14 protein-coding genes and 1 other RNA gene are annotated in these 18,151 nt (G+C 27.5%); 1 reads left to right on the top strand and 14 read right to left on the bottom strand.

The annotated features are described in order from the left end of the window. Positions 1-217: 217 nt before the first annotated feature. Positions 218-1,252, top strand: a complete 1,035-nt coding sequence (fbaA, locus tag AYC61_RS00890; RefSeq protein WP_066495423.1) for a class II fructose-bisphosphate aldolase — start codon at positions 218-220, stop codon at positions 1,250-1,252. 54 nt (positions 1,253-1,306) lie between these two features. Here the strand turns inward: fbaA and AYC61_RS00885 are convergent, their stop codons facing one another. The 14 genes from AYC61_RS00885 to dnaG form a co-directional block, all read right to left on the bottom strand. Beyond that, positions 1,307-3,310 (bottom strand): alpha/beta hydrolase family protein, encoded by a 2,004-nt coding sequence (locus AYC61_RS00885; protein WP_066495422.1) that lies wholly within the window; start codon positions 3,308-3,310, stop codon positions 1,307-1,309. Positions 3,311-3,387: 77 nt separating this feature from the next. Further along, the gene (locus tag AYC61_RS20875) at positions 3,388-3,555 is read right to left on the bottom strand and encodes a hypothetical protein (RefSeq protein ID WP_156456280.1); all 168 of its coding nucleotides are present in this window, start codon (positions 3,553-3,555) and stop codon (positions 3,388-3,390) included. 73 nt (positions 3,556-3,628) lie between these two features. Next, positions 3,629-4,450 carry a DUF2785 domain-containing protein gene (locus AYC61_RS00880; RefSeq protein ID WP_066495420.1) on the bottom strand — a complete coding sequence of 274 codons (822 nt, stop codon included), beginning with the start codon at positions 4,448-4,450 and terminating at the stop codon, positions 3,629-3,631. 196 nt (positions 4,451-4,646) lie between these two features. After that, positions 4,647-6,554, bottom strand: coding sequence for an endonuclease MutS2 (locus AYC61_RS00875; protein ID WP_066495419.1), 1,908 nt, complete (start codon positions 6,552-6,554; stop codon positions 4,647-4,649). A 400-nt stretch (positions 6,555-6,954) separates the two neighbouring features. Continuing rightward, positions 6,955-7,221, bottom strand: coding sequence for a CD3324 family protein (locus AYC61_RS00870; protein ID WP_066495418.1), 267 nt, complete (start codon positions 7,219-7,221; stop codon positions 6,955-6,957). A gap of 380 nt (positions 7,222-7,601) precedes the next feature. Continuing rightward, positions 7,602-8,243, bottom strand: coding sequence for a zinc dependent phospholipase C family protein (locus tag AYC61_RS00865; RefSeq protein ID WP_066495414.1), 642 nt, complete (start codon positions 8,241-8,243; stop codon positions 7,602-7,604). A gap of 51 nt (positions 8,244-8,294) precedes the next feature. Beyond that, on the bottom strand, positions 8,295-9,665 hold the full coding sequence (locus tag AYC61_RS00860) for a zinc ribbon domain-containing protein (protein WP_066495411.1): 1,371 nt from the start codon (positions 9,663-9,665) through the stop codon (positions 8,295-8,297). Positions 9,666-10,241: 576 nt separating this feature from the next. After that, positions 10,242-10,694, bottom strand: coding sequence for a hypothetical protein (locus tag AYC61_RS00855; RefSeq protein ID WP_066495409.1), 453 nt, complete (start codon positions 10,692-10,694; stop codon positions 10,242-10,244). 463 nt (positions 10,695-11,157) lie between these two features. Continuing rightward, positions 11,158-11,502, bottom strand: an RNA gene (gene rnpB, locus AYC61_RS00850) — RNase P RNA component class A. 141 nt (positions 11,503-11,643) lie between these two features. After that, positions 11,644-12,363, bottom strand: coding sequence for a zinc ribbon domain-containing protein (locus AYC61_RS00845; protein ID WP_066495406.1), 720 nt, complete (start codon positions 12,361-12,363; stop codon positions 11,644-11,646). A 629-nt stretch (positions 12,364-12,992) separates the two neighbouring features. Beyond that, positions 12,993-14,096: a Nif3-like dinuclear metal center hexameric protein gene (locus tag AYC61_RS00840; protein ID WP_066495402.1), complete on the bottom strand. Its 1,104-nt coding sequence runs from the start codon at positions 14,094-14,096 to the stop codon at positions 12,993-12,995. After that, positions 14,074-14,775 carry a tRNA (adenine(22)-N(1))-methyltransferase gene (locus AYC61_RS00835; protein ID WP_066495400.1) on the bottom strand — a complete coding sequence of 234 codons (702 nt, stop codon included), beginning with the start codon at positions 14,773-14,775 and terminating at the stop codon, positions 14,074-14,076. Before AYC61_RS00835 ends, AYC61_RS00840 begins: the two co-directional genes overlap by 23 nt. Positions 14,776-15,195: 420 nt before the next feature. Next, entirely contained in the window at positions 15,196-16,302 is a 1,107-nt protein-coding gene (gene rpoD / locus AYC61_RS00830) for an RNA polymerase sigma factor RpoD (RefSeq protein ID WP_066495395.1), read from the bottom strand. Between the two features lie 14 nt (positions 16,303-16,316). After that, the gene (gene dnaG / locus AYC61_RS00825) at positions 16,317-18,137 is read right to left on the bottom strand and encodes a DNA primase (RefSeq protein WP_066495393.1); all 1,821 of its coding nucleotides are present in this window, start codon (positions 18,135-18,137) and stop codon (positions 16,317-16,319) included. Between the last annotated feature and the right edge of the window lie 14 nt (positions 18,138-18,151).

Raw genomic sequence — 18,151 nt, 5'->3', positions numbered from 1 at the left:
GTTGAAACGTTGTGTTGTAATTACTACGTAATTGCCTTCGAATTCACTGAAATCTTCTAATTCAGAAACCTACAGCATATTATTCAAAGTTATACGAAAAATCAGGGATAATATATTCAAATATTTTGATATTTATGATATAATTTATTTGGGACATTTGTTGTACATTTGGGACTTATTTTGTCCCTTGACAAATATATATTGAAGGAGAGATAATATGCCAGTAGTTAATTATCAACAATATTGCGATATGCTTGACAATGCTAGAAAAAATAAATTTGCTTACGTTGCAGCTAATGTAACATCTCTTACTACTGCAAATGCAGTATTAAAAGCTTTTGCAGAAATGAAAACAGATGGTATTATACAAGTATCAACAGGTGGTGCTCAGTTTGCATCTGGACTTGGAAAAGAAGATATGGCTTTAGGAGCAATAAGCTTGGCTCAACATATTCATCTATTAGCTGAGAAATATGACATTTATGTCGCATTACATACAGATCATTGTCCAAAAAACAAACTCGATGACTTTCTTATACCATTACTTGAAGAAACAGAAAAAAGAAGAGCTAAAGGTTTACCTAATTTATTTAACTCTCACATGTTTGATGGTGGAGAGTTACCATTAGATGAAAATCTTAAATTATCTAAAGAGTTACTAGAGCGTTGTGCTAAAAATGAAATAATATTAGAAATTGAAGCTGGTGTTGTTGGTGGCGAAGAAGATGGTGTTAATAATGAAGATGCTCCTGCTGAAAAACTGTATACAACTCCAGAAGACATGTTATCAGTTGCACGTGAATTAAGTTCAGTTCCAGATAGCAGATTCTTACTTGCAGCTACTTTTGGTAATGTTCACGGTGTTTATAAACCTGGAAATGTAAAATTAAAGCCAAGTATTCTAAAGGATGGCCAAGAGGCTATTGTATCTGAATTTGGTGAAGGTTCACAACTAGATTTAGTTTTCCACGGTGGTTCTGGATCAACAATTGAAGATATACATGAAACTCTTGAATATGGCGTTATAAAAATGAACGTTGATACTGATCTACAATACGCTTTCTCTAGACCTATTGCTGATCATTTCTTTAAAAACTATGATGGAATTTTAAAAGTTGATAGTGAAGTAGGCAATAAGAAAGTATACGATCCAAGAAGCTATTTAAGAAAAGGTGAAGCTGGAATGAAAGAACATGTTAAAAATGTGATTAGAACTTTACGTAGCGAAAATACGACTTTATTCAATAAATAATGAGTAGATTAAAGGACTAACCAATATTTATTTATGGTTAGTCCCTTTTTAGTATCATTTCAAATATTCATCAAACCAATCTGTTATTTCTTGTAATCTCTTAATTCTATGCTTAGGTTTTCCACTTCTACTAAGCTCATGGTTTTCTCCTCTAAAAATACACATACGAGTATCAACACCGTGATATTTTACTGCAGTATACATTTGCATACCTTCTGCTAACCAACATCTATAGTCCTCCTCTGAATGTATAAATAATGTAGGAGTTTTTACATTATTAGCATATTTAAGTGGAGAATGCTGCCATAGTTTTTCGTAATTGTTCCAAGGTTCATCTAAGCATTGATCATATCCAAACAAATATCCAATATCACTTGTGTTAAAGAATGATATCCAATTCGAAATACTTCTTTGTGAAGCAGCAGCTTTAAATCTATCTGTATGTCCAATAATCCAATTAGTCATAAAACCACCATAAGACCCACCTGTCACACCAACTCTATCCTTGTCAATCTGAGGATATTTTTCTAAAACTGCATCAGTAAATTTACTTAAATCATCATAATCTATAGTACCATATTTTCCTCTTATATCGGCAAACTCATTACCTCTACCATCACTGCCTCTAGGATTGCAGAAGAATACAAAATATCCACTATTAGCCCAGTACTGCATTTCATGTACAAATACTTCTCCATAAGCTGTTTTGGGACCACCATGTATATCTAATATAGCGGGATATTTTTTGTCAACTTTGAAATCAACCGGCTTCATAACCCAACCATCTATTAATACACCTTCATCTGTTTCTACAACTAATTTTTCTATTGATGCTACTGTTTTTTCTGATTGAACCCATCCATTAAAGTTCGTAATTGGCTTTTCATCATCGCCATTTAATTCATATAACTCTTGTAGCTTCAAACCTCTCAATCCAATAAATAGTATTTTGTCGTTATATACATCATAATTATCTATACTTCCGTTAAGTTTAGTTAATGTAGTTATATTTCCATTTCTATCAAGCTTATTTAAATATGAGCTATCTCGTTTTGTGACGATAAAGTATAATTCTTCATTAATAACCTTTAACTCAACACTATTTCCAAAACGGCAATCTGAATTAACTGAATTCCATAAGCTATAATCAAAATCAGGTGTTATACAATCTGCTTTATTAGTATTAATATCTATTAAATAAAATTTACCGTTCTCATTTAAGCCATATGCTTTCATATCAGAACCATTACATATTAATTCATTTTTATTGAAAAATCCTACATAATTATAACTAAAATCATCATGTGCTGGTATTTCTTCTAATTTTGAACTATTTATATCGTACAAATATATTTTGTTTATAAATCTCATTTTATCTTTAAATTCTTCTGCTATAAAAATAACTTTATCTTTATCTTTATTTAATTCAAAATATTCTACATTCATATATTTATCTGATAACTGCTGAATTCTTTTAGTGTTTACATTATACAAATATAATCCTGTTCTGATTTTATTTGTATAACCTAAACCGTTACCCCAATACGGTATTTCATCTAATATTTCATAATCCTTGTCTTCTTTTCTTTGTTTCAATTCTTTTTTCTTACTTTCTTCATCAAGATGATATAACTCTTTTTGGTTTACGTTCATTGAAGAAGAAAATATATAAGATTCTTCATCTATTAAAGCTATTTCATCTACATTTTTAGGTATACTAAATGCTTTTTTAGCTTCTCCACCATGTATATTTATTGTATAGAACTGAGTGAAATTTTCTCCTTCTTCTTGTTTTTTTTCATCATCTTTATCTCTTAAACTAGAAAATATTATTTGGTTGCTATCAAAAGACCAAATAAAGTCTGATTCTTTACCAAATGTAGTCAATTGATAATACTTTTTGTCCTTAATTTTATATAGCCATAAATATGATTGGTAGTTATTGTTTTCTAAATTGCTGTCATGAACTACAAAACATGCATATTCTCCATTTGGAGAAAATTTAACCTTAGATAAAAACTTGTATTTTACTAAATCATCTAATTTAATATTTGTCATTACTATTCTCCTTTCACTTGTACCTTATTATTTTAAATAACACTAATTAATGGTTAGTATGTAATAATTCACAAAACTTATTTTAAATTTCTTCTTTTATTATCCTCTATTTTTCTTAGAATATCAAACAGTGCTCTCTTATAACCTTTAGACCAAAGCCTTGTATTTAAGTTATAATCATCCAATGGCTTGTCAATTTCTTTTTTTATATAGTCTGTTATATTATCTATTAAATCATTTTTCATGTTTAACATACCTCCTTGCATGTATTTATAAAATATATTCAAACTTGCAAGGAGGTATGAAATTTAATTAACTTTAATTAGCATAACTATCCGTTTCATTAATAATACTAAATACTATATTTATGTATTTCTCATTCATTTGTTTTTTTACCATTCTAAAATATAAACTTCTTAAAAAATTCTTTCTATTTACAAGTAGATGACCTTTTTCAGGATATTTATCAGGTATATTGATATCTTTAAAAGATTTTATCCAATTAATTATATCCTTTTCATCAACTAAATTTTTTTCTACTATAGTTATTACCGCTATAATTAGTCTTTCATCTTCTTCATTTATGTATGTATAGTTGTCAATGCAAATTTTATCTTTTATTATTGTTAAAATTTCTAATGCCATCTCTTTTGTTATATATCTTGATAGTACTAATTCAACAAATGCATCAGCTGTATGAGCTGTTGAATGTGCCCATCCTTTTTTATCGATATATCCTCTTACATCTTTTTCGTTTTTTGCATATTTTATGGTAGAATCGAATATATAATTAAACTCTTCTTGAGATAATATTTCTTTTTTTTCATTATCATAACATATTATAACTGCTATCATTAACATTGTAAATGTTCTATTAAATACATCATCTCCAGCTTGTCCTATGTTTTTGTACAAGTGATTTTCACTTATGCAAACATCTAATAATGCTTTTAATTCATTCGTTTTTAATGAATCATAATTTAAAATCATTTTCCATAAAACCGTAAGTACTAAATCATCTCTTAATTCTGGATCTGTAGATCCTATATTATCCATTAATTCTAGAGCAAAATCATAATTGTTGATATTTTGTGGCAATTTATCGTTGTTTAATATTTTTTTAAGCTTTTCTCTTAACATCCTTTATCCCCCATTTTTGTTTTTATTATATTATACTAAATTTATACATAAAAAGGTACTTATTAAGTTTTTTGTAGAATTAATTTTAATGCGTTAAATAATTTACTATCAATTTTATAAGTAGTTTTTAATTACCTATAGAATATAAACCCTTTTGCTTAACCAAAAGGGTTTATATTATCTTTTATTCTTTAATTCATGTTGTAATTTTTTTCTTTTTAAGTTCTTTTTGTATATTTTTCAATGCCTTTTTAGAGCCTCGTTTTATATCTTTTTCCAATTTTCTGTCTTTGTATTTAACAAATAAACTATTTAAATCATAACCTTCAGGATACAAATTTTCACGTTTGACTTCTAATGTCACTCTTTTAATATTTATTTCTCTAAATTCACTACCAACCATTATTTCTATATTATTATATTTATCTACTTCTTTGAATACAATTGCCCTTTCATCAGTACCTAAAATCTTGACTCTGTCTCCAATTCTCAATTCAATCTCTTCTTTACTATCTTCCTGTAAATTTTCATCAACTATAAGCTTATTTTGTTTTATCGGTTTAAAATTGTATTCTTTGGTTGATATATATTTTTGTGCTCTTTTTATAACTGTTTCTTTTAGTCCCATTTTTCTCGAAATCCACAAAGCATTGCTTTCTCCGCCTTTTCCTATTATTAGTTCATAAAGTGGCTGTAAAGTCTCAGTATCAAATTTCATATGTGCATTTTCAAAATCAAAATGTTTAGTTGCATATTCTTTTATATCTGCATAATGCGTTGTAACTACAGTTATACAGCCCATGTAATATAATTCTTCTAAAATTGCAATTGCTAAATTAGCTCCTTCATTAGGTTCAGTCCCAACACCTAGCTCATCAAAAAGTATTAATGTATTTTTATCTGCTTTATTTATTATGTCTGCTATGTTTTTCATGTGAGATGAAAATGTACTAAGGGCATTTTTTATGCTCTGATTATCTCCTATGTCCACAAAGATATTCTTAAATATCGATAATTCAGTACCTTTTTGGGCTTTTACATGGAGACCCATCTGCACTGCCAAAGTTAATATACCTACAGTTTTTAAAGCAACAGTCTTCCCGCCTGCATTAGGTCCTGTAATTACTAAAGTTCTGTAGTTTTTTCCTACATGTATATTTAAAGGAACGCATTTTTCACCTAATAGAAAATGTTCTCCTTCTATTATATTTATATATCCATTTGCATTTATTTTGGGTTCTATCCCATTAATTTTTTCGCTGTATTTAGCTTTAGCAAATATCAAGTCATATTGGGCTATTAATTCTGCATTTATACATATACCTTTTGCATTTTCCTGGACTAATCCTGTTAAATACGCTAATATTTGATATTCTTCTTGCTGCTCACTTAACCTTAAATCAGCTAATTCATGATTTAATTTAGCAATTATTTTTGGCTCTATATAGACAGTTGTACCTTTTGTAGAATAATCTATAATATTACCTTCTACCTTATTCTTATAAGATGCTATTATAGGTACTACATATTTATCTCCTCTTTTACTAACAAAAAACTCTTGCATATAACTTTTATTCTTTGAGGACGTGATAAAATCATCTAATTTTCTTTTTATTTTATCTTCAAGAATATCAATTTTTCTTCTAATCCTAGACAGTTCTTTTGTAGCATCAGAAGCAATTTTACTGTTTTTGATCATACTATTAATTTCATCTTCTATGTCTCTATATTCTGTTAATGACCATGAATATTCACTTAAAATTGGAGCATAGAACTCTTGATCTGACATGAATTTTTTTAATCTTCTACATCCTCTCAAAAAATCTGATATCATCATTAACTCTTGTGATGTTAATAATTCAAACTTGCTGAGTTTACTTATTACAGCATTTATATCATTTATCCCATCAAATGGTACATGATTTACACTAAATAAGATTTTTTTAGCTTCTGTTGTTTCTCTTAGTCGTTTTTTTACAGCTTCTAAGCTTGTAAATGGTTTTAATTTATCAACTAGTGTTTTACCTAAACCACTTACACAATATTCTTTTAATCTTTCTAATAATTCATTATATTCTAATTTTTCAAATGTATTTGTATTCAATTCATTTACTCCTTTACATATTATTTTTTATATTCTTTAAAATAATATGTAGAGCTAATAGCAAAAACTATTAAATTACTCTTAATATATTAATATTAATTATCGATAGCTACGACATCTACTTATACGCATAATAAAAGGCATAATATGAGCATATATTAATAGTTTAAGCTAGATAAATTTCATATTGAACTCCCACTCACCTTTGCTACTAGTAGTAAGTGAATTCACAAGAAATCACAGATTTCTATTCTTTACTCATGAGTAAGTGATTTACGCCAAATCATAGATTGGGATTCTCTGTTCAACAAATAAAGGTATTATTAGTCTACCTTTTTTAGAAATTTATCAATTTTAGCTCTACTATTAACCCAGTAATATACTCATAAAATACCTCTCTTTATTTTTCATTAACTATTATCTTTCTTATACTAGCTTCAGATAAATTATACATCTTCATAATTTCATTAATTCTTTGTCCAGATTTATATAACTTATATATTTCTTTATTCCTTACTTTTAAAGCTTTACGAGTGCCATTATTTTCACCCCAAGCCGCATGTTTATTTTTTTGTTTTGGTATATAAATTATTTCACCTTGTATATATCTTTGAAGTTCCATTAGCAACTCATTTGGCAAAATATCTTTACCATTCTTATAATTCAAATTTAATTCCTCCTATAAATATGTTTTAGAATTAAATATTGACTTAACAAATAAAGAACGGCAAACTTATTCTTCTTTGATTAAGTTAAACGCACTTATTTATTAAGTCGCCTAACTACAAACTCCAATGATTTTTTGATATTTAGCATATAAACATCCACTCCTTTTATTAGTCTATAATAACAATTATCTCACAAAACATATATATACATCAAGATAAAGAATATTTATAATTGTTTTTTCAAATTCATATATTAATTTATGACCTAAATTATCCATATGATTTTGAATAATAAAACTCACTTATACTAGTGTAAATGAGTTTTATCCAAAATAACTTTATATATTTTATTTTAGTTAAATACTTTGCTTTAACACATTTATAGATTTTTATTTAATGTATTTCTTATTTCAACACTTGTATCATCAACAAATCTATTCATTTCTTCTTTTTTTAAATATTTACCCGTGTAAATATCAGCCTCGTCATTCATTGAATAATAATCCTGTATATATTTTACTTTTTTATTAATCGCTCCTTTTGGAAAATAATCTAGATATTCTTTTTCCAAACTCAATTTCATAAACTCGTCAAATACATTACCATCATGTTCTTTTAGATAAATAAAATCTAGTCCATACCAATCTTCTTTTACTTTCCATATGAATTTTGGATCATTATTTAACTGCTCCTCATATTCTATAATTTGTTTCTTTTTTTGATTATGTAACTTCGACCACAATTTATCTGTCAACAAATGCACATAATACCCTATGCAAAAATCCAACTCTTTTTTACTAATATTTGTTCTACATACATATTTTTCATAAAATTCTTCTGCTTTGATTTGTCCACCATTTCTAAAATGTGTTATTGCTGTAGGTGGATCAAATTCAGTATAATCCTCATTAGGCACACCTGAATCTGGTGCAATATTACCAATTAGAAATTCTTTTTTATTAAAATCAAACTCTTTTAAAAGTTTTTCAGCCACTCGCAAATGAGTAATCCACGTAGCCATGAAGTTTCCCCCTTGTATATCCTATTGTTGATTATCAACAGATTTTCTATCTTATACATTCTTGTTTTCTTGTGCAATTTCATTTTTTTCTTTTTTAGCAATGTTTACATAGTAATATAATAAAACAGTGCTGTAAATAAATATCTTTACAGAGATGCTTGATGAATACATTGGGAAAGTATCTTGTAAAAGATATATGCTATGAACAATTTTATTTATTATTATCAAACTCAACCCATTAACAACTAAATTAGTATTATTTGCAGCGAAAGCTCTCCATATAGCAATCCAGAATATATAACTAGCTATATTAGATATAAAAGATAAAAATGAAATACCTGTAGTAAAAATATCAATTGTTATAACTAATATATAAATATAGGCTATAGCATTCAATATATTTTCATATCTACTCATAAAATCAGTAGCTTTTTTCATTGATATTCTAAATTCTTCTAAACATTTAGCAACTTCAATACTATATTTAACATTTACCTTCAAAAAACTTATACCACTAATTAATATAATGCTTATCATAATTAACAATAATGAAAAATCAAAGGTCGTTTTACACATATATACTATGATATTTAATAATATTAATCCACCAATTGCTATAAAAGTGTATTGAATTTTATCTTTTTTAGCACCTTCTTGCTTAATCTTAGCAAAACCATTCTTAATAATTCCTTTATAGTTAATATTCTCTTCAATATTGTCTGCTCCGTATCTTTTTATGTCAATAAATGTTTTTATATTTGCAATTAATAGAATTATTGAACTTATCAATGCTAAATAAAAACCATAATCTAAGCCAGCAATTAACTCTAGACCGCTTTCTGAGTGTGAAAAAATAAATATCCCTACACACATGACAATAGTTAAAATACTATTAACTATAGCTACAATTCTAGCATTTTTAGTTTTATTTATTAATTGAAATACTATAGAAACTATAGCAAGTCCCAATATTAAATAAAAAACATACATAGTTTTTATTTGCCAAGGAATAGCAGACCCTCCGCCAAAAGCATTCATTATTTCAGAAAATTGTCTAACATAAGAAATTACTTTCAATGGTGCTAGAGACAATATATCTGTTAATTCATAACCGCTTAAAGAATATATAAAATCCATAAATCTCTCATTAGGACCTATCCAAGGTGAAAAAATTGAAATGAATAAAATTAAATTAAGAACTAATGTTGTAACGCTAGATCTACACAAATCTATAATACTTATCGATTTATTATTGTTATAAGTACTATTGTTACTGGCAACACTACAAACTTCATGAGAAGTTTCAATTGTCTCTGATTCCTTTTTCTCTAATTTTACACTAACTGGTTCTAGCTCTTTGTGACAATTACTACAAACCTTGCTGTCATCATCAATTTCCGTTCCACAATATTTACAAAACATAATTATACCCCCTATAAAAACATTTTATAACAATTTACCTGTTTATATTATAGCAGAATTCCTATATTTTGTATACTACGCTAATTTTTTTAATTATTTTTAGTATTTATATCTAAATGTACATTAAAGTATTTTTTCATCAATCTCTTTACTTAGACTTTATATCTTGTCTTCCTGTAAGTCATTTATTTAAACAACCATTTGAAAAAACTATATGATCACGTGTAGAGATGGTTCCCCTCGCTAAAAACTAATGAGATAAAACATTAAAAGTTATCCACATTTTTTAATTTGCATTTTGCAACTACCTAAAATATTCATATTCAATACTATTTTACCCTTATATTATAGTGAACTTCCTAGCTTTGCTAAGGTTTCTTTTCAGAAATGGCATGTATTGTAGGTTTTGAAGCTTCATGTGATTACCATTATACTACTGAAACAACTCTTCCTGTTTATATATTCCTTTGCCAATAATACTTAAAAACTAATTTTTTTACTAAAAGTACAATTTTCGGTAATGATTTAAAGGAGTGAGATTATTTTCTCACTCCTTTAAATTATATAAAATATTATTTACACAGGTTCCTCTATTGGTCCACCATCTAAACCCATTGGTGGTTCTATTGGCCCACCATCTAAACCCATTGGTGGTTCTATTGGTCCACCATCTAAACCCATTGGTGGTTCTATTGGTCCACCATCTAAACCCATTGGTGGCTCTATTGGTCCGCAATGTAAACCCATTGGTGGCTCTATTGGCCCGCAATCTAAACCCATTGGTGGCTCTATTGGTCCATCGTTTAAACTTACAGGTGGTTCTATTGGTCCATTACCTTTAATATTTCTCGGCCAAATTGGCCCGTTAGTATCTTTCGGCCAGATTGGTCCATTATGCTGTGTATCTTTTGGCCAAATTGGTCCGTTTTCTTGTATGTCTTTTGGCCATATAGGTCCATCTGCAAATACTACTCCTGTACTAAGAACTAATACTAAGCCTAACATTAATGCTATTATTCTCTTTTTCATATCTATTCCCCCTTCGCTTTATATATTTAATTATATGTATTATCCACCAGTAATTCCATTAACATACTTTTAACATATTTTTAAATGGTCTTAATAATTATTTCTATTATTTAACATTTTGCATATTTTGTTTTTTGCTGTTAATAAATCTAATACTCTTATTTTTCAAATAAATAAAATAAGAAAGGTAGGCTCACACCTATCCTATCAATTTCAACAGCTTCATTCCTTCTTTAGTTATTTATAAACATAACATGATACGCAATCTGTTTTATTATCCCAAGGTGTAGACTTTAAAGTAATTCAACCAAGATTAGGTCTTTCAGATATAAATACTACTCTTAACATTTATTCTCATGTAAACATGGAACTGCAAAAGAAAGCTACTGAAAAACTAAATAATTTATTGTCCGGTGACAAAATAAAAAACACTACAACTCAAATGCAGTGTTTTATATGTTTTTATACGAGCAAGTCTATAAGCCGAGTTCTGTATTTGACAGTTATCTATCTAGACCTATTGTTGCCAATAGGTTCCAGCGACCTACCTACGGGACGGCAACGGGCAGCTGCCTTTTTTAGTCCCTACTTGGTCTTGCTCCAGATGGGGTTTACATAGCCAGTTAGTCACCTAACTGCTGGTGAGCTCTTACCTCACCTTTCCATCCTTACCTATCATAAAATGATAGGCGGTTTATTTCTGTTGCACTATCCTTAGGGTTGCCCCCACTGGGTATTACCCAGCACCTTTGCCCTTTGGAGCTCGGACTTTCCTCATGCATTAACATGCAACTGTCTGACTTACTCGTATATTAAATTTTCAATTATTATCTTTATCGCGCAAGAACTAGTTTAACATATATGTATGTATACTGTCAAATGTTTATTATTGCTTTTTTTATCTTATTTATGTAATTATGCTTATTTTTATTTATAGCCTGTGGTAACTTTATTCATCTTTATTAGTATATAACAATATTCTTCCACAATTATCACAATAACATACTGCTTTGTCTTTTTTTAATTTTGAAATAGTAGATAAAGAAATATTCATATGACATCCCGTACAACATTCATTTTTAATTTTTACTACAGCTTTATGCTTTCTTTTAATAATTAAATTATATTTTTTTAGGAATTCTGGGTCAATTTTTTCATTTACTTTTTTTATTTTTTCTAGAAGCTCATTATAAATTTTGTATAAATCAGCTGTATCATTCGTATATTTTTTTTGTAATACAGCTACGCTTTTATTTAACTTGTCAAACTCGACTTGCTTGATTTCTATATTGTTTATATATTCTTCTATTTTCTCCATATCTTCGTAAATTTTATTCTCTAACTCTGTACACTGTTTTCTTAAAGACGTTTCTTCTTCTTGTAATTGTGTAAGCTGCTTAATATTTGATATACTACCATCGTATAATTTTGAAGTAACTAGCTTTAAATTATCTTCTATTTGTTTATGTTTTTTTTCACTTCTTTTAACCTCTATTTTTTTCATTTCAAGGTGAGTCTTGTTAGTTGTCAAATCATACTCCAGCTGTTTTAATCCAAGTTTAATATTCTCAAGCTTGTCCTCTTTTTTTATTTCTTGAAGCTTCTTACCAATTTTCTCTAGTTCAGATTGGTTTTGTTGAAGTTCCCACAATAAAAGTACTTGATTCATACTGTGACTGCCACTTAATTATTGCAGAATATATACATAAACCTAGATTATTCATAGAAAATTAGACACTCTACTATATCCTTCTGATTATAAGGTATTCATTAAATTCTCGACATATCAACTCGGTATGCCTTCGAATTCACTGAAATCTTCTAATTCAGAACTATACAGCATATTATTTGGGTATTAGATGAATACTCAAGGTTAAATTACATTCTATAATATATATTCTATAAGTAGCTCCTCCTCTCTTTTAAATTCCTAATTCTTCATAAATTTTAGTATCTATATAAATTCTTGTACAAATTATATGTTCTAGTATATTTCTAAATTTTATAAATATTCACATTTTTTATTTTATTAATTTTAAAGCCTACATAACTATATTAATTTAAACAGATATCTAAAATCTACGATTTTTAATCAAATGCCATACTAAGACAAAGAATAAATCTAATACAATTTAAATTATTTAAAAACAAAGGAATGATGCATATTTTTTTATTTCTTTACTAAAATAATAAATCTATTTATAAATATAGTTCTTTAGTTTTATTTTCTATTTATATTTTATCATCAATACATACTTTTGGCTATGTTTTAAATATATTTTTAGTCACCAATAACGTTTAAATAATATAATACTGGGCATTATTATCATTATTTGAAATTGATATATGAATTTCTTTTTCTAACCTATGCAAATATTCTTGTAATTCTTTTAATACAACTCTTTCAGTATTGTAATGTTCTGCATCAATGACTGCTATTCCAAGTTCATATGCTTGCTGTGCTTCAAATGAACGTATATCTCCTGTTATTAATACATCTGCACCCTTTGCTGATGCTAGCGTTATATATGAAGCCCCACTTCCTCCACAAACCGCAACTCTTTTTATAGCTCTTTTTAAATCTCCATATACTCTCATACTCGTACATCTTAGTTTCTTATTCGTAAACTTAGCTAAATCTTCTAATGTCATTGTTTTAGATATATAACCAATTCTTCCTATTCCACTAATAATTTGTTTGTTTTCTAATTGATAAATATCATATGCTGGTTCTTCATATGGATGGTTCTTTAATATAATATCTATTATGTTATTTAAAGCTGTCTTATGTATTATTGTTTCAATTTTAGCTTCATTAACTTTTTCTAGCCTATTAACCTCTCCTATAAAAGGATTGGTATTTTCTTTTGGCATAAAAGTACCTATACCTTCAGTAGTAAAGCTACAATGACTATAATTACCAATATCTCCTGCCCCAGCCTCATTTAGTTTTTCTCTAAGAGCTTCTGCATGAGTCGTAGGTACATAGACTATGATTTTTAAGAATTTTTCAATACTACTATCATCCAAAATTTCAACGTCTTTTAAATCTAAAACCTTTGATAATACATCATTTACTCCATCTTTACAAGCATCTAAATTAGTATGGCTAGAGTATATGGCAATATCATTATTAATTAATTTTTTTATTAATCTACCTTTATAAGTACTCAAATCAATACTATTCAATGGCTTAAAAATAAAAGGATGATGAGTTATAATCATATCATAATTTAACTTTACAGCTTCAGTTACTATAGCTTCAGTTGCATCTAATGCTAATAGTATTTTTTTAACTTCTTTATGGGGATTTCCAATTTGCAAACCACAATTATCCCATTTTTCAGCTAGCTTGACAGGAGCAAGTTTATTCATTGCATCACATATCTTTTTCACTTTCATATTTATTCTTCACCTCCAATATTTTATTGTATTTTTTTTGTAAATCTTTGTACTTTTCATTATTTTCACTATTATCTTTAATATTGTTCAAAATTTTATTTATCTTATCAAGTTTTTTGCTAATAAAAAACTCTAATAGTGGGTCTTTTTGTTCAATTAATTTTTTTCCTATTTCATAATAAATGCTATCTGTAATTTTTTCTTTTTTATGCTTTACTAATAATATTTCATATACTCTATCACTTTCTCTTGACAACTTTTCATTTATTATTGAATAATCATTATCGTATAAATATTTTCTCAATTTATCTGATGCTGTCATCGGTTGTAAAATAAAAAAAGGTATAGATTTAGCAACTTCCCTTGAAGCTTCTAATATGTCAGCAATTAAAATACCACCCATACCTGCTATAATTGCTACATCAACTTCATTAGGATCTAATACTTTTAATCCACTACCTAATCTTGTTTCTATTTTTTCAGTTAAGTTTTTACTTTTTATATATTCTTTAGCTATATTTAATGGTCCTATATTTACATCTGAAGCTATTATATAATTACAGATTTTGTTTTCTATCAAATATACAGGTACAAAACCATGATCTGTTCCAATATCAACTACCAGACTCTCTTTTGGAACCATATTTACTATACTTGTTAATCTAGGTGAAAGTTTCATAATTTTCTCCTTTACATTTTTTAGACTCCAACTTCTATAAGTAGAGAAAAACTTTTTAGTATGTTTCAATAAATTCTTATAAAAATAAATCTAAACTTCTAAAGCTAAATAAATATGTATGCATACATTTGAAAAATAAGTTGTATTTATTCAATTTTCACAATACATACTACATATAATTAAAAGCGAGAATACTGAATAAATATATTCAGATCGCTCGCTTTATCTCATTTTCTTATACGAACTATACAAGCTATAAAAAGCTAATTTATCAATTATTTAGACTCAAATCATAAGTAGGAGTAAGTAATTTTTTTTGAGTCAAGTGATTTAAAATTTACCTGATATCTAGATATTTAGCTGTAGTTAAACTACTTTTTTAATTAACTTAACAAGCCAAAATACTCTAATAGAATTTTTTTACTCTAAAAAGTCTTTTAATTTTTTACTTCTACTAGGATGTCTTAATTTTCTCAAAGCCTTAGCTTCAATCTGTCTAATTCTTTCACGGGTTACATCAAATTCTCTTCCAACTTCTTCTAAAGTTCTTGCTCTCCCATCATCTAAACCAAATCTTAATCTTAATACTTTTTGCTCTCTTTCAGTTAATGTGTCTAATACCTCTATAAGTTGTTCTTTTAGCATTGTAAACGTTGCAGCTTCAGAAGGTGCCTGAGCTTCAGTATCTGGTAAAAAATCGCCTAAATGACTATCCTCTTCTTCTCCAATAGGTGTCTCTAATGATACTGGTTCTTGAGCAATTTTTATTATTTCTCGTACTTTTTCTTCATCTAAATTCATTTCAGTTGCTATTTCTTCTGGTAAAGGATCTCTTCCCAAGTCTTGCAATAATTGTCTAGAAACTCTTATAAGTTTATTTATCGTTTCTACCATGTGTACAGGTATTCTTATCGTTCTAGCTTGATCAGCGATAGCTCTAGTTATTGCTTGACGTATCCACCAAGTAGCATAAGTACTAAATTTGTATCCTTTAGTATAATCAAATTTTTCAACAGCTTTTATCAAACCCATATTTCCTTCTTGAATTAAATCAAGAAACAACATACCTCTACCAACGTATCTTTTTGCAATACTAACAACAAGTCTTAGGTTTGCTTCTGCCAACCTTCTTTTAGCTCCTTCGTCTCCTTCTTCCATACGTTTAGCAAGATCAATTTCTTCTTCTGCTGTTAAAAGAGGGACTTTTCCTATTTCTTTTAAATACATTCTTACGGGATCATCTACATTTATTCCTTTAGGCACAAGTAATGCATCGTTAGTAATGTCATTATCTTCATCTTTATCTACAATTTCATTGTTTTTCTTTCCAACAATTTGAATTCCCATATCCTCTAAAGATTGGTATATATCATCAATTTGTTGAGGGTTTAAATCCATATTTTCAAGTGCATCTATTATTTCTTTGTAGGTTAAGACACCCTTTTTCTTCCCTGTTTCTATAAGTTTTTTAGCTGCTTTAATCAATATTTCTTTATTTTTGTAATTCTTTTTATCTACCTTACTCATTACTTACGCCTCCTCTAGTGAAACTTATCATGAAGCCTTATCTTCTCTTTTATTTTTATAAGTTGCTGTAATAATAACTTTAATTTTTTAATATCATCAACACTTTTATCTTTTTTTATTTCTATTTCATTTATTTGATTTTTAATTTTATCATTTTGAAGTTTTAAGCTTTGTCTCTTTATTACACTCATATAATCCTTTACTGCTTTTTCTTTGCTATCGTAACTAATTTTTATATCCAAATCTAAAATAACTTCTAACTTATTCAATTCTTTATCATTACATATTTCTTTTAGATCGGCTAAATCGATATAACTTCTTTTTTCATATATATCATAGATTTTTTCAGCTATTTTAATATCTATTTTATCTAAAAAATCTTTAGGCTTAAATTCATCATTAATCTTATCAAAAACAGTTTTATCTGTTATAATTAAATTGAGTAAACTGTTTTCAGCAGTCATGTAGCCTGATTTCAGTATAGTTTTTACTGGAGATATTTTATCCTTATTAGTATATCTATAATGTCTTTTTATATACTTGTCCTTGCTACTATATAGAAAACCCGAAGAATCTCTATTTATAGCTTCAGGTGAAATACCCGTTTCTTGAGATATTTTTTTAATATACACATCTTTTTCTACTGAACTTTTTATATTTGAAAGAAGTTTTGTTATTTCTTTTGTAAAATCTATTTTACCTGAAGTAGTTTGTAAATCATATTTTTTCTTATAATAGTGTATTTTATAATCAATAAATCCAAGCGAATTTCTCACTAACTCATTAAACATATTAATACCATATTTTCTTAGATATTCATCAGGATCTTTAGCCCTATCAAATATTACAACCTTTGCTTTTATATCATATCTATTTAAAATTTCAAAAGCTGAATTAACCGCATTTTGACCGGCTTCATCTGAATCATAGCAAATATAAACATCTCTTCTATATTTCTTTAATAACTTTGCTTGATATTCAGTGAATGCTGTCCCTAATGAAGCCACTGCATTTTTAATACCATGATTAAACAAAGTAATAACATCCATATAGCCTTCAGCTAAAAAAACTTTTTCATCTTCTGAATACTTAATTACATTGTTTATTCCATATAAATTATATCTTTTGTTAAAAATCGGAGTATCTGGTGAGTTTAAATATTTAGGTAAAGTATCATCTATAACTCTTCCGCCAAAACCAATAATTTTATTTCTATTATTTTTTATTGGAAATATAACTCTATTTCTAAATCTGTTGTAATACCCATTTTTATTATTCCTTTCAACTATTAAACCAGCTTTATAGATTAACTTCTCTTCATATCCTTTTTTTACTAAATATCTTTTTAAATCATCCCAATTATCAAGAGCAAATCCTAAGCCAAAATTCTTAATAGTTTCATAATCTATACCTCTATTACGTAAATAAGCAACAGCTTTAGGATTATTTCTTAAGTTTTTATAAAAAAATATAGCTGCTTCTCTATTAATTTGAAACAATACTTCATTTCTGATTTTAATTTCATTATTTTCATCTTTTTTTTCTAACTCTATACCAGCTCTATCTGCTAAAATTTTTGCTGCTTCAACAAAATCTACATTTAGATATTTTGATATAAAGCTAATCACATCTCCTCCTTCTCCACACCCAAAACAATGATATATCTGTTTAGTAGGAGAAACCATAAATGATGGAGTTTTTTCTTTATGAAATGGACAACAAGCTTTATAATTAGCTCCTGCCCTATTTAATTCTATATAATCAGAAATAACTTCAACAATGTCATTATTTTCTTTTATTTTATCAATTAAATCATCTGATAAGGTATATAGCATATATACCTCCTTTA

Origin of the sequence: Abyssisolibacter fermentans (assembly GCF_001559865.1) — a bacterium.
GTDB classification, from domain to species: Bacteria; Bacillota; Clostridia; order Tissierellales; family MCWD3; genus Abyssisolibacter; species Abyssisolibacter fermentans.
This window is presented reverse-complemented; position numbering and strand designations above follow the sequence as displayed.

Bases quoted from the DNA above. Each gene is read 5' to 3' on its own strand.
- AYC61_RS20875 (WP_156456280.1), bottom strand. From the start codon at position 3,555: ATGAAAAATGATTTAATAGATAATATAACAGACTATATAAAAAAAGAA.
- AYC61_RS00845 (WP_066495406.1), bottom strand. From the start codon at position 12,363: ATGAATCAAGTACTTTTATTGTGGGAACTTCAACAAAACCAATCTGAA.
- AYC61_RS00835 (WP_066495400.1), bottom strand. From the start codon at position 14,775: ATGAAACTTTCACCTAGATTAACAAGTATAGTAAATATGGTTCCAAAA.
- dnaG (WP_066495393.1), bottom strand. From the start codon at position 18,137: ATGCTATATACCTTATCAGATGATTTAATTGATAAAATAAAAGAAAAT.
- rpoD (WP_066495395.1), bottom strand. From the start codon at position 16,302: ATGAGTAAGGTAGATAAAAAGAATTACAAAAATAAAGAAATATTGATT.
- AYC61_RS00865 (WP_066495414.1), bottom strand. From the start codon at position 8,243: ATGGCTACGTGGATTACTCATTTGCGAGTGGCTGAAAAACTTTTAAAA.
- AYC61_RS00860 (WP_066495411.1), bottom strand. From the start codon at position 9,665: ATGTTTTGTAAATATTGTGGAACGGAAATTGATGATGACAGCAAGGTT.
- AYC61_RS00840 (WP_066495402.1), bottom strand. From the start codon at position 14,096: ATGAAAGTGAAAAAGATATGTGATGCAATGAATAAACTTGCTCCTGTC.
- fbaA (WP_066495423.1), top strand. From the start codon at position 218: ATGCCAGTAGTTAATTATCAACAATATTGCGATATGCTTGACAATGCT.
- AYC61_RS00880 (WP_066495420.1), bottom strand. From the start codon at position 4,450: ATGTTAAGAGAAAAGCTTAAAAAAATATTAAACAACGATAAATTGCCA.
- AYC61_RS00885 (WP_066495422.1), bottom strand. From the start codon at position 3,310: ATGACAAATATTAAATTAGATGATTTAGTAAAATACAAGTTTTTATCT.
- AYC61_RS00855 (WP_066495409.1), bottom strand. From the start codon at position 10,694: ATGAAAAAGAGAATAATAGCATTAATGTTAGGCTTAGTATTAGTTCTT.